Genomic DNA, 12,329 nt, shown 5'->3' with positions numbered 1-12,329 from the left:
TGCGCCACCGTCCGGATTCAGCGCCGCGACCGCACCGCCACCACCGCCGCCACGGGTCTTCGCCCGGCCGCGGCGGCCACCGCGCGCGACGCTTCCACCAAGGACGCTCCCGTGGTCATCAGGTCGTCCACCAGCACCACCTCCGTCCCTTCGAGCAGCCGTCCGGAGCCCGGCACCGCCTCCAGCGCGCCGCTGAGGTTCGCCAGCCGCTGCCCCGCGGTCAGCCCCGCCTGGTCGGCGACGGCCCGCCGCTGCCGCAGCACGGCGAGCACCCGCGCCGCCCGCCCCGAACGCCGCAGCTCTCCGGCGGCGGCCAGCGCCATGCGGCGTACGGGATCGTGCCCGCGCCCCGCCACCGCGCGCCGCGCCGAGGGCACCGGTACGAGGGCCAGCGGGCGCGGCCCTGCACCGGCCCTCCCGGCGCCGTACGCGACCGCCGCTCCGCCCCGGCCCGTTGCCCGGTGCCGTACGGCCGCGCGCACCGTGTCCGCCAGGACGCCGCCCAGCGGCTGCGCCAGGCGCAGCGCACCGCGCTCCTTGTGTGCGAGCAGCACGGCCCTGACCTCGTCCGCGTACGCCGCCGCCCCGTACACCACGGGCAGTCCCGGCGGCACGGGGCTGGGCCACACCCGCCGGGGCGCCGTCCCCGCCAGGCTGCTGCGGCAGGACGGACATACGGGGCCGCGCGCCCGTGGCCGACCGCATCCGGCGCAGCCGACAGGAAGCACCAGATCGGTCAGCTCCCGCCACAACGCCCTCATATCACCACTGTCCCAGCACCGGGGGCGGTCCACCAGGCCTGTGGATAACTCGCACGGCTGCCCCGCTGGCCCGCTGGCCTGCTGTCCCGCTACCCCGGATAGACCGGTGCGGTGCCGGGGTCGGGCAGGGTTCTCCAGTTGGCGTCGGGCGGGAGCCGTACGATCCCGTACTCCGACTCGGCCAGCAGCGGCTTCGCCTCGTCCTCCGCCGCCGCCACCCCGGTCACGTCGTTGATGCCGGGCAGCGTGGGCTGGTTCGTCGTCGAGCCGTCCGTCCCCACGTACTGGAGCTGCTGCACGCTCTGCGACTCCCGGCCGACCACCACGAGCTCGCTGTCGCCCGACCAGGACGCCGCGACGACGTCCTCCAGCTGCGGCGCGACCGGCCGCAGCGCGGCGACGGTCACCTCCGGCTCCTCCCGGCTGCCTCCCCGTTCGACGCGGCCGAGCTGCAGCGAACTGCGCCCGTCCGCCTCCCGTACGCGCATCGCTATCCGTACGCCGTCCGACGACACCCGCAGCGACTCGATCCGCTCGTCCTTGCCGAGCCCGGGCACGTCGATCTCCTCCGGCTTCTCCTTGCCGCCGCGCAGCCGCAGCAGCCGCGGATTCTCCGGATCGCGGTCGGCCACCCACAGGTCGCCGAGGCCGTCCCAGCTCGGGGCGGTCAGCCGGTCCTGCTCCTTCTTGGCCCCGCTGAGGAGCACCGGGGACTCCAGGTCGCCGCCGCCCGCGAGCGAAGCGGCGTACAGCGAACGGCCGTCGAGCGACACGGCGGCGCCCTGCCGCTCGTCCCGGCTCACGGCGACCGAGCCCATCTCGACCTCGCCGCTGCCGAGCGGGCCCTCCACGACCTTGCCCTTCTCGCTGGCCCCGGTCAGCGAGGCCACCCGGTGCTTGCTGTCGATGAAGTACTGCTCAGCGGCCCGCCCGTCGAGCCTGCCGGGCTCGAACGACTCGGCACCCTCGCGCGACAGGTCACACCGCGTGTCACCCTGCGGATTGGCCAGCTCCACGCCGCTGACCTTGGTGGACGCCTGGGACTGCACGGAGTGGAACAGCTGCGCGGCCATCCGGACGCACTGCCCCCGCCCGACGTCCGCGCCCTTCGCGTTCAGCCGCACCTTCAGCGCGCCCGCGTCGTCGAGCGACAGGCGCTGCTTGCCGCGGCCGGCCAGTCTGGCGCCCGCCGGGAACGCCGAATCGACCACCGGGTCGAGCCACGTCGTCGGGCCCTCGATGAGCGCCTCCACCGTCTCGGTCACCGGGTCGATCCGGCCGCGCAGATAGACGGGGTCGGAGACGAGCACGTCCTTGCCGCCGGACACCGAGCGGGCGTCGGAGCCGAGCTGCGCGTAGTAGTAGACGTCGACGGAGCGGTAGATGCGTTCGAAATCGGACTCGCCGAGGACCAGGCCGTCCGGCAGCTGGTCGATCCGCCAGCCGTCCTTGAGCTTGGTGAGGTGGAAGCGCGCGTTGTACGCGCCCTTGGCCGGGTCGTACGCGTGCCGCCCGTCGACCAGGGCCGTACGGGTGCCGGCTATCTCCACCGTGTAGCCGTTCTCGTCGCCCGGGTCCTCACGGGCGGCGTTGGCACTCGGCCCGCCGGTCACCACCGTCGTACTCGCGAACGGGTCCCAGGCCTTGGCCGTCTCCTTCGTGAGGTACTCCTTCGCGGTCGAGAACCAGGGCTCGTCGCTCGTCGTCGCCTCCAGGAAACCGCGGACGATCTCCTGCGGGCTCTCGTCCTTCTGCGGACTGACGCCGAACACCCGCACCCGTGACTCGCCCTCCGCGCGTTGCGAGGAGTCGACGCGGCTGACCTTGCCGTCGCCCGGCATCGAGGCGCACCCGGACAGCAGCACGGCGCCGGCCGCCAGCAGTGCCACGACTGCCGCCCAGCGGCGGTCAGCTCTCATCGCCGCGCTCCTCTCGGCTCATGCCGGTGGTCCCGGCCGTTCCGGTCCCCGCCATCGGGTCCGCGCTGCCCTGGCCCGCCTTCGCCGCGCCCGCGGCGGCGGGCACCCGCGTCTGGGTCGGTATGGCGCCGTCGACTCCGCGTCTGCGGCGCGAGTCGGCCGGTTCCAGGGCTATCGGTGAACCGCGCAGCACCTCTCCGCCGGTGCTGGGCAGCGTCAGCCGGAACTGCGAGCCGCCGCCCGGCTCGCCCCACGCCTGCAGCCAGCCACCGTGCAGCCGGGCGTCCTCGATGGCGATGGACAGGCCCAGGCCGGTGCCGCCGGTCGTACGGGCCCGGGCCGGGTCCGCGCGCCAGAAGCGGTTGAAGACCCGCTTCACCTCGCCCGGCTTCAGGCCGACGCCGTAGTCCCGCACCGCCACGGCGACCGCGCCGCCGCCCGACGCGAGGCGGATGACCACGTCGTGGCCCTCGCCGTGCTCGATGGCATTGTCCACGAGGTTGCGCAGCACCCGTTCGATACGGCGGCCGTCCACCTCGGCCATGACCGGCTCCTCGTCGCCCTGGATGACGACGCGGCTGCCCTTGCACTCGGCGAGCGGCTCACAGCCGTCCACCACGCGCCGGACCACGTCGCGCAGGTCCGTCGGGTCGGCCTCCAGCGCCGCGGCGCCCGCGTCGAAGCGGCTGATCTCCAGCAGGTCGTTGAGCAGCGACTCGAACCGGTCGAGCTGCCCGAGCAGCAGCTCCGCCGAGCGCGCGGTCACGGGATCGAAGTCCTCGCGGCCCGCGTGGATCACGTCGGCCGCCATCCGTACGGTCGTCAGCGGGGTGCGCAGCTCGTGCGAGACGTCGGAGACGAAACGGCGCTGCATCCGGGACAGCCCCTCCAGCTGCTGGATCTTGATCTGGAGCTTCTGCGCCATCTTGTTGAACGACTCGCCGAGGCGTGCGATGTCGTCCTCGCCGGTGACCTTCATCCGCTCCTGGAGTCTGCCCGCGGCCAGCCGTTCGGAGATCCCGGCGGCCATCCGTACGGGCGTCACCACCTGCCGTACGACGAGCCAGGCAATCGCGCCGAGCAGCACCACGACGAAGACGCCCGCGGTCACCAGCGTGCCCTTGACCAGGACGAGCGTCTCCTCCTCCTGGCTGAAGGGGAAGACGTAGTACAGCTGGTACGGATTGCCGTTGAGGTCGCTGACCCGCTTGCCGACGATCAGCGCGGGCTCGGTGCCGCCGCTCTGCCGGTGCAGCTTCGCGTACCGCTGATGCGTACCGTCCTGCGTGTCCATGTCCGAGCGCAGGTCGTCGGGGATGCTCTCCTCGGGAAGTATGTCGCCGGAGGCGCGGGCGCCCTTCAGCCGCGCGTCCGCGTTGCCGAGCATCGGCGTCTCGTCGCTCTCGGAGCTGAGGACCACCACCGAATACACGCCCTGGCCGCCGCTGGCCAGCTGCTCCACCAGGTTGTTCATCCAGGTGCCGGCGGACTGGGCGGTGCTGCTGCCGACGGCTCCCTCGATCTCGCTGAAGCCGGAACCCCTGGTGTTGGACTTGTCGGCCGCCTGCTGGGCGAACGCGAAACCGCCCGCCGCCTGGCTCTGCGCCGTCTGCTCCTTCGCTTCGAGGAGGCCGTTCCGCACCTGCCCGTTGACGACGATGCCGAGCAGCAGCACGACACCGAGCGACATCAGCAGCGTCGCCGCGACCACCCGCAGCTGGAGGTTGCGCCGCCACAGCCGCATCGCGGGCAGCAGCGGACGGCGCACCAGCCGTACGAACATCCGGAAGACGGGGTGCGCCCGGGTTCCTGTCGCTCCCTCGGGCAGCAGCCCCTCGGTGAAGAAACCGCCGCTGGGCTTCAAGCGCCCGAGTTTGGAACCCTCGGGTGACTGCCCCCCAGGGCTGCTCCCTTCCGTGCGCTGGCGAGCAGGGCCGATCCCGGACATGTCAGCCAGGCCCGGCCTTGTACCCCACGCCGCGCACGGTGACCACGATCTCCGGCCGCTCGGGGTCCTTCTCCACCTTGGAGCGCAGCCGCTGCACGTGGACGTTCACCAGCCGCGTGTCCGCGGCGTGGCGGTAACCCCACACCTGCTCCAGCAGCACCTCTCGGGTGAAGACCTGCCAGGGCTTGCGGGCGAGCGCGACCAGCAGGTCGAACTCCAGCGGGGTGAGGGCGATCGACTGCCCCTCCCGCTTCACCGAATGGCCGGCCACGTCGATCACCAGATCGCCTATGGCCAGCTGCTCCGGCGCGGGCTCCTCCGACCTGCGCAGCCTGGCCCGGATACGGGCGACCAGCTCCTTGGGCTTGAAGGGCTTGACGATGTAGTCATCCGCGCCCGACTCGAGCCCGACGACCACATCGACGGTGTCGGTCTTGGCGGTCAGCATGACCACGGGCACGCCGGACTCGGCCCGGATCAGCCGGCACACCTCGATGCCGTCGCGGCCGGGAAGCATCAGATCGAGCAGCACCAGATCGGGCTTGGTCTCACGGAAGGCGGCCAGTGCCTTGTCTCCGTCCGCCACGAACGACGGCTCGAACCCTTCGCCACGCAGCACGATGCCGAGCATCTCCGCCAGTGCGGTGTCGTCGTCGACGACGAGGACGCGTCCTTTCATGAGTTCATCATCCCATTACCCGATCGTGACTCTCCTGATAGTGACATGGAACACAGCTCCCCGAGTCCGTTCTCTGTGACGGGTGATACCACGCCACGCTCTGTGACCAGTGCGGTCACCAGTCCCGGCGGCGTCACGTCGAACGCCGGGTTGTACGCCGCGGAGCCCGGCGGAGCGATCGGCACCCCGCCGCCCGGTCCCTCCGCGCCGCCCGTACCGCCCGCGGCAGAGGGGCACGGAAGCTCCGTCACCTCGTGCGCGGACCGCTGCTCCACGACGATCGCCGCTCCGTCCGGCGTATCCGGATCGACCGTGGTCACCGGCGCCACCACCACGAAGGGCACCTGATGGTGGCGGGCCAGCACCGCCAGCGGGTAACTGCCCACCTTATTGGCCACGGAGCCGTCCGCCGCTATCCGGTCGGCGCCTATCAGCACCGCGTCGACCTCGCCGGCCGCGAAGAGCGACCCGGCGGCGTTGTCCGACAGCACGCTGTACGCCATGCCTTCGCGCGCCGCCTCGTACGCCGTCAGCCGCGCTCCCTGCAGCAGCGGCCGCGTCTCGTCCACCCACAGCCGTCGCAAGCGGCCCGCGCGATGGGCCGCGCGCACCACCGCGAAGGCCGTCCCGTGCCCGCCGGAGACCAGCCGTCCCGTGTTGCAGTGGGTGAGCAGCCGGATGCCGCCGTCCGGCAGCAGCTGCTCCAGCAGCGCCAGGCCGTGCGCGGCCATCCGCTCGCTGGCTTCCGCGTCCTCACGGTGCAGGGCCTCCGCCTCGGCGAGCGCCGCCGCGGCCGCCCCCGACGGGTCCGCGCCGCCCTCGACCGCCGCGTTGTAGGCGCGCTCGGACCGCCGCACCCCGTAGGCAAGGTTGACGGCCGTCGGCCGGGCACGGGCGAGCCGCTCGGCGGCACCGGCGACGTCGTCGCCACGTGCCGCGGCCAGCGCGACGCCGTACGCGCCCGCTATGCCGAGCAGCGGCGCTCCCCGCACGGCGAGCGAGCGGATGGCGGCCACCAGCGCGGGTACGTCGGAACAGACCTGCTCGGCCTCTTCGAGCGGCAGCCGGGTCTGGTCGAGGAGCACCAGCGCCGGGCCCTCGGGCGGACGCGCCCAGCGCGCGACCGGCACTTGCTGATCAATCATTCGCACAGTCTGCCCCCAAACCCCGGGCGGCTGAAGGCGGGAGAAGACGCCGGGCTCCGTCCCGCCGCTCGGGCCTACGTGGCACGATGGCTGCCAACCAGGCGAAGGAGTAGGAGAAGAATGAACGACACTCCGGGCTGGGCTTCGCCCGGATCCTCCCCGTCCGATCCCGCGGACGACCGGGAAGGCAAGGCGTCCGAAGGCGAACAGCGGACGCCCCCTGACGAGCCCACACCAGCGGACCAGCCTCCCCGCAACTGGTCGGCACAGCAGCCGCCGCCCGCCGGAGGACCGGGCTGGGGCGCGCCTCCACCGCCGCCGCCGCACGGCCAGCAGGGCTGGGGGCAGTGGAACAACGCCTGGAACCAGCCGCCGCCCGCCGCCCGCCCAGGCGTGATCCCGCTGCGCCCGCTGGGCGTCGGCGAGATCCTGGACGGCGCCGTCTCCAGCGCCCGCGCCCACTGGCGTACGGCGCTGGGCATCGCGCTCGGCGTCGCGGTCCTGGTGCAGTGCGCCTCGACCATCGCCAGCGGCATCTGGCTGCGCAACAACAGCGGCCTGGAGGCGCTGGAGGACAACCCGGAGCCCAGCACGGAAGAACTGACGGACGCCCTCAGCGGGACCCTCAGCAGCGCCGGCGTCGAACTGCTCGCCACGGTCATCGGCACGGTCGTCGCCACCGCCATGCTGACCATCGTCGTCAGCCGCGCCGTCCTGGGACGGCAGGTGACGATAGGTGAGGCGTGGGCCGAGGCCCGTCCCCAGCTGGGCAGGATGCTCGGCCTGACCATGCTCGTCCTGCTGATCGTCACGGGCGCCGTGGTGGCGGGCTTCGCCCCCGGCCTCGCTATCGCCCTCGCCGGCGCGGAGGTCGGCGGGAGCCTGCTCGCGGTCCTCGGCGGACTCGCCGGCCTGGTGGCCGCGGTCTGGCTCTGGGTCCGCTACTGCCTGTCGGCACCCGCCCTGATGCTCGAGAAGCAGGGCGTCGTCGCCGCGCTGCGCAGGTCCGCGAAGCTCGTACGCAACAGCTGGTGGCGAACGTTCGGCATCCAGCTCCTCGCCGTGCTGCTGGTGACGGTCGTCGGGTTCATCGTGCAGATCCCCGCCTCCGTGGTGGCGTCGGTCGTCGACGGTGAGGGCCCGGCGGGCATGTTCACCTCGACGGACTTCTCCGTCTCCTGGACGTACCTGATCATCGTCGGCATCGGCGCGGTGATCGCGTCCGCCGTCACACTCCCGCTCAGCGCGGGCATCACAGCGCTCCTCTACATGGACCAGCGGATCCGGCGCGAAGCGCTCGACCTCGAACTGGCCCGTGCAGCGGGCGTGGACGACGCCGCCTCCCCGCCGCCCGCGAGTCCGCCACCGGGGAGCTGACGTGATCGCGAGGGGTCTGGCCGAGGCGGCCCTTCGCACGGCGGCGGGCCTGCGTACGCACAGCTCCGGAAGCGGCGAGGACGACACCCCGCCGGTGACCGTCCCCCGCGAACCCGCACGCCGCGCGGCCGAGGACGAGCTGTCCGAGCCCGCGTACCGGCAGGACGAGCCCGGCCTGGTCCGGCGCGTCCTCGATTGGGTGTGGGAGCACATCGGCGACCTGCTCGGCTCCGCCGCCGACGCCTCACCCGGAGGAGCCGTCGGGCTGATCGTCATCGCCCTCGTCGTGGTGCTGCTGCTCGTCGCGCTGCGGATGCGGCTCGGTTCGCCCCGGCCCGGGCCCACCAGCCGCAACGGCACGCTCTTCGGCACCCGCCCCGGAACCGCCGCCGACCACCGCGCCGCCGCCGACGCGCACGCGGCGGAGCACCGCTGGAGCGAAGCACTCCAGGAGCGGATGCGCGCCATCGTCCTCTCTCTGGAGGAACGCGCCCTGCTCGACCCCCGCCCCGGACGGACCGCCGACGAGGCCGCGACCGACGCCGGACGCGCCCTGCCCGGCCACGCCACCGAACTGGCCAACGCCGCCAGGGCCTTCGACGAGGTGACATACGCGGAACGGACCGCCGACGAGGCGGCGTACCTCCGCGTCCGCGACCTGGACCACGCGCTCCGGAGCGCCCGGCCCGACCTGGCCCGGCCTGCCGCCGCCGGAGCCGTCCCGCCGTCACCTGGAGCCGGCCGTTGAGTACGACCGCCACCTCGCTGACGGGCCGCCAGATCTGGACGCGCGCACGCGGCCTGCTGATCGCCGCCGCAATCCTCGCCCTGGCCGGCGTGGTCATGGCCGCTGTGCAGTCCAGCGAACAGCACAGCGCCCTCGACCCGCGCTCCCCCGACGGGAACGGCAGCCGGGCCGCCGCCCGGATCCTCGCCGACCACGGCGTCGAGACCACCGTGGTCACCAGCGCCGACGAGGCCGCGGCCGCCGCCGGACCGGACACCACGCTGCTCGTCGCGCACCCGGACGTCCTCAACGGAAGGCAGCACGCCAAGCTCGCCGGAGTCGCCGAGAACGGCGGCCGCACCGTCCTCCTCGCCCCGGGCCCTGACGCGCTGGGCGCGCTCACGCCCGGTGTGCCCTCGGTCGGCGACCCCGCCACGGTCGAACCCACACCGCCCGACTGCGACATGCCCTCCGCGGACCGCGCGGGCGACGCAGAGATGGGCGGCATGCGCTACCACGTCTCGGACGAGGACGCGGAGATGTGCTATCTGCGGCAGCAACTGCCCACGCTCGTACGCGTACCCGCCTCTTCCGGAAACGGCGACACGGTGCTGCTCGGCACCCCCGAACCGCTGCTCAACGACCGGCTCGACCAGCACGGCAACGCCTCGCTCACGCTCCAACTCCTCGGCTCCCGCACGCATCTCGTCTGGTACCTCCCCTCGCTTTCCGACTCCGCCGCCGCCGACAACGAAGACCGCGGCTTCTTCGACCTCATTCCGGACGGCTGGTCCTGGGGAGCGCTCCAGCTCTCCCTCGCCGCCCTCCTCGCCGCCCTCTGGCGCGCACGCCGGCTCGGCCCGCTCGTACCGGAACGGCTCCCCGTCTCGGTCCGCGCGTCCGAGGCCACGGAGGGCCGCGCCCGCCTCTACCGCCAGGCGAACGCACGCGACCGCGCCGCCCACTCCCTGCGCGCCGCCACCCGCACCCGCCTGGCGCCGCTCGTCGGACTGCCGGCCGCACAGGCGCACTCTCCCGAGGCGCTGACGCCCGCCTTGGCAGCACGCGCAGGCGGCGGCGAGGCGGACGACGCGACACGGATTCACACCGTCCTCTTCGGCTCCTCCCCCACGGACGACGCGTCCCTGGTCAGACTGGCCGACGAACTCGACCAGCTCGAGCACCGGTTCACCCGAGCCACCTCACCCCCCGCTTCCCCGACCGCGCCACCGACAGACAAGGACCGCACCTCGTGAGCGCCTCCTCCGCTGACAGCGCCCGCAGTGCCCTCGAGGCCCTGCGCACCGAGATCTCCAAGGCCGTGGTGGGCCAGGACGCGGCAGTCACGGGCCTCGTCGTCGCCCTGCTCTGCCGCGGCCACGTGCTACTCGAAGGCGTCCCCGGCGTCGCCAAGACACTCCTCGTCCGCACGCTGGCGGCCGCACTCGAACTGGACACCAAGCGCGTTCAGTTCACCCCCGACCTCATGCCCAGCGATGTCACCGGCTCACTCGTCTACGACACGCGCACGGCCGAGTTCTCCTTCCAGCCCGGACCGGTCTTCACCAATCTGCTGCTCGCCGACGAGATCAACCGCACCCCGCCCAAGACACAGGCGTCCCTGCTCGAGGCGATGGAGGAGCGCCAGGTCTCCGTCGACGGCTCGCCCCGTCTGCTCCCCAGCCCCTTCCTCGTCGTCGCCACCCAGAACCCCGTGGAGTACGAGGGCACGTACCCCCTGCCCGAGGCCCAGCTGGACCGCTTCCTGCTGAAGCTGAACATCCCGCTGCCCACTCGCGAGCACGAGATCGGTGTGCTGACCCGGCACGCCGAGGGCTTCGATCCCCGGGATCTTTCCTCAGCAGGCGTACGCCCCGTCGCCGGCCCTGACGAACTCGACGCCGCCCGCGCGGCCGTCTCCAAGACCTCGGTCTCTCCCGAGGTCACCAGCTATGTCGTCGATATCTGCCGTGCCACCCGTGAATCCCCCTCGCTCTCCCTCGGCGTCTCCCCCCGAGGCGCCACCGCACTGCTCGCCACCGCCCGCGCCTGGGCCTGGCTGACGGGCCGCGACTACGTCATCCCCGATGACGTGAAGGCCCTGGCCCTCCCCACCCTCCGGCACCGCGTCCAGCTCCGGCCCGAGGCCGAGATGGAAGGCGTGACCTCAGACAGCGTCATCAATTCGATGCTCGCCCATGTCCCCGTCCCCCGCTGAAGTGTCTGATCGGATTGACGAGCTGACCCATGGCACTCACCGGACGCACTGCCCTCATCGCCGCCCTCGGCGCCTTGGTCGTCGGCCTGCTCCTGCCCAGCTGGACCGGCGTGCTCGCCGTCGAAATCCCCCTGCTGCTGGCAATCCTCTACGACCTCACCCGCGCCGCGCCAGTGCGAAAGCTCCATTTCACCCGTTCCGGTGATACGTCAGTTCGACTCGGCGAACACGCGCACGTCACGCTCGTGGTCACCAATTCCGCACCCCGACCGCTCCGCGCAGACCTCCGCGATGCCTGGCCTCCGAGCAGCTGGCTCGCCGACGAAGGCCCGGACGCCTCCCGCCACCGAGTGAGCGTCCCTCCCGGGGAACGGCAGCGGATCAGCACCACGCTCACGCCGACCCGGCGAGGCGACCGCCGCGCGGAACGCGTAACGGTCCGCTCGTACGGCCCGCTCGGTCTCGCGGCCCGCCAGGGCAACCACTCCGTCCCGTGGACCGTGCGCGTGCTCCCCGCCTTCAACAGCCGGAAGCACCTCCCAGCAAAGATGGCCCGGCTCCGCGAACTCGACGGCCGCACCAGCATCCTGACCCGCGGCGAGGGCACCGAGTTCGACAGCCTGCGCGAGTACATCCCCGGTGACGACACCAGGTCGATCGACTGGCGCGCCACCGCCCGGCAGACATCGGTCGCCGTCCGCACCTGGCGGCCCGAGCGCGACCGGCGGGTGCTCGTCGTCCTCGACACAGGCCGTACGTCAGCGGGCCGCGTAGGCGATGCACCGCGCCTGGACGCCGCCATGGACGCGGCGCTCCTCCTGACGGCCCTCGCGTCGCGGGCGGGCGACCGGGTCGATCTCCTCGCCTACGACCGCCGCACCCGCGCCACGGTGCGGGGACGGGCCGCGGGGGACGTCCTCCCGGCATTCGTGAACGCGATGGCGACAATCGAACCCGAGCTCGTCGAATCCGACGCAAGAGGGCTGACGGCGACGGCCCTCCGCATAGCGCGCCGACGGTCCCTCATCGTGCTGCTGACCGGGCTGGAGACTTCCGCCGTGGAAGAGCAGCTGCTTCCCGTACTGCCTCAACTCACCCAGCGCCACACGGTTCTGGTCGCCGCGATCGCGGACCCTCTCATCGAGGACATGGCGATGTCCCGGGGCACAGTGGACGCGGTCTACGAGGCGGCCGCGGCGGCACGCACGCAGGCCGAACGCAGGCACACGGCGGACGTTCTCCGCCGCCACGGTGCCATCGTCGTGGACGCCACCCCGGCCGAACTGGCCCCCGCCCTCGCCGACTCCTACCTCGCGCTCAAAGCAGCCGGCCGCCTCTGACAGGAAATGGGAAATGCAAAAAGGGGCCTTGCCGGCTGCAAGCCGACAAGGCCCCTTCTCTCAACAATAGTTCGGCGGTGTCCTACTCTCCCACACACTCCCGTATGCAGTACCATCGGCGCAGAAAGGCTTAGCTTCCGGGTTCGGAATGTAACCGGGCGTTTCCCTCACGCTATGACCACCGAAACACAACGAAACCAGCACCCAACACCAGC

At 72.4% G+C, this 12,329-nt stretch carries 10 protein-coding genes and 1 rRNA gene; 5 read left to right on the top strand and 6 right to left on the bottom strand.

The window, feature by feature from the left end; genetic code table 11:
- Window positions 1-17: 17 nt before the first annotated feature.
- From DVA86_RS30275 to mtnA, 5 genes are all read right to left on the bottom strand, one after another.
- Complete coding sequence (locus DVA86_RS30275) at window positions 18-629, bottom strand: ComF family protein (RefSeq protein ID WP_342776385.1); 612 nt, start codon at window positions 627-629, stop codon at window positions 18-20.
- A 221-nt stretch (window positions 630-850) separates the two neighbouring features.
- A complete protein-coding gene (locus tag DVA86_RS30270; protein ID WP_208883117.1) occupies window positions 851-2,680 on the bottom strand; it encodes an LpqB family beta-propeller domain-containing protein in 1,830 nt (609 codons plus the stop codon).
- Window positions 2,670-4,628, bottom strand: coding sequence for an MtrAB system histidine kinase MtrB (gene mtrB / locus DVA86_RS30265; RefSeq protein ID WP_208883115.1), 1,959 nt, complete (start codon window positions 4,626-4,628; stop codon window positions 2,670-2,672). Before mtrB ends, DVA86_RS30270 begins: the two co-directional genes overlap by 11 nt.
- Before the next feature lies 1 nt (window position 4,629).
- The gene (gene mtrA / locus DVA86_RS30260) at window positions 4,630-5,307 is read right to left on the bottom strand and encodes a two-component system response regulator MtrA (RefSeq protein ID WP_121517204.1); all 678 of its coding nucleotides are present in this window, start codon (window positions 5,305-5,307) and stop codon (window positions 4,630-4,632) included.
- A complete protein-coding gene (gene mtnA, locus DVA86_RS30255) occupies window positions 5,304-6,452 on the bottom strand; it encodes an S-methyl-5-thioribose-1-phosphate isomerase (protein WP_208883113.1) in 1,149 nt (382 codons plus the stop codon). The genes mtrA and mtnA overlap by 4 nt, the downstream gene beginning before the upstream one ends.
- A 120-nt stretch (window positions 6,453-6,572) precedes the next feature.
- Between mtnA and DVA86_RS30250 the strand changes: the two genes are divergently transcribed.
- Genes DVA86_RS30250 through DVA86_RS30230 form a run of 5 tightly spaced genes read left to right on the top strand, consistent with a single transcriptional unit; the run spans window position 6,573 to window position 12,114 of the window.
- The gene (locus DVA86_RS30250) at window positions 6,573-7,829 is read left to right on the top strand and encodes a DUF7544 domain-containing protein (protein ID WP_208883111.1); all 1,257 of its coding nucleotides are present in this window, start codon (window positions 6,573-6,575) and stop codon (window positions 7,827-7,829) included.
- A 1-nt stretch (window position 7,830) separates the two neighbouring features.
- The gene (locus DVA86_RS30245) at window positions 7,831-8,577 is read left to right on the top strand and encodes a DUF4129 domain-containing protein (protein WP_342776384.1); all 747 of its coding nucleotides are present in this window, start codon (window positions 7,831-7,833) and stop codon (window positions 8,575-8,577) included.
- The gene (locus DVA86_RS30240; protein ID WP_208883109.1) at window positions 8,574-9,812 is read left to right on the top strand and encodes a DUF4350 domain-containing protein; all 1,239 of its coding nucleotides are present in this window, start codon (window positions 8,574-8,576) and stop codon (window positions 9,810-9,812) included. Before DVA86_RS30245 ends, DVA86_RS30240 begins: the two co-directional genes overlap by 4 nt.
- On the top strand, window positions 9,809-10,774 hold the full coding sequence (locus tag DVA86_RS30235; protein WP_208883107.1) for an AAA family ATPase: 966 nt from the start codon (window positions 9,809-9,811) through the stop codon (window positions 10,772-10,774). The genes DVA86_RS30240 and DVA86_RS30235 overlap by 4 nt, the downstream gene beginning before the upstream one ends.
- Window positions 10,775-10,803: 29 nt before the next feature.
- Window positions 10,804-12,114: a DUF58 domain-containing protein gene (locus DVA86_RS30230; protein ID WP_208883105.1), complete on the top strand. Its 1,311-nt coding sequence runs from the start codon at window positions 10,804-10,806 to the stop codon at window positions 12,112-12,114.
- Window positions 12,115-12,183: 69 nt separating this feature from the next.
- Here the strand turns inward: DVA86_RS30230 and rrf are convergent.
- Window positions 12,184-12,300, bottom strand: a 5S ribosomal RNA gene (gene rrf / locus DVA86_RS30225).
- Window positions 12,301-12,329: the final 29 nt, after the last annotated feature.

This window comes from Streptomyces armeniacus (assembly GCF_003355155.1).
GTDB lineage: Bacteria > Actinomycetota > Actinomycetes > Streptomycetales > Streptomycetaceae > Streptomyces > Streptomyces armeniacus.
Note: the sequence above shows the minus strand (reverse complement) of the source record. Positions and strands in the feature narration are given on the sequence as shown.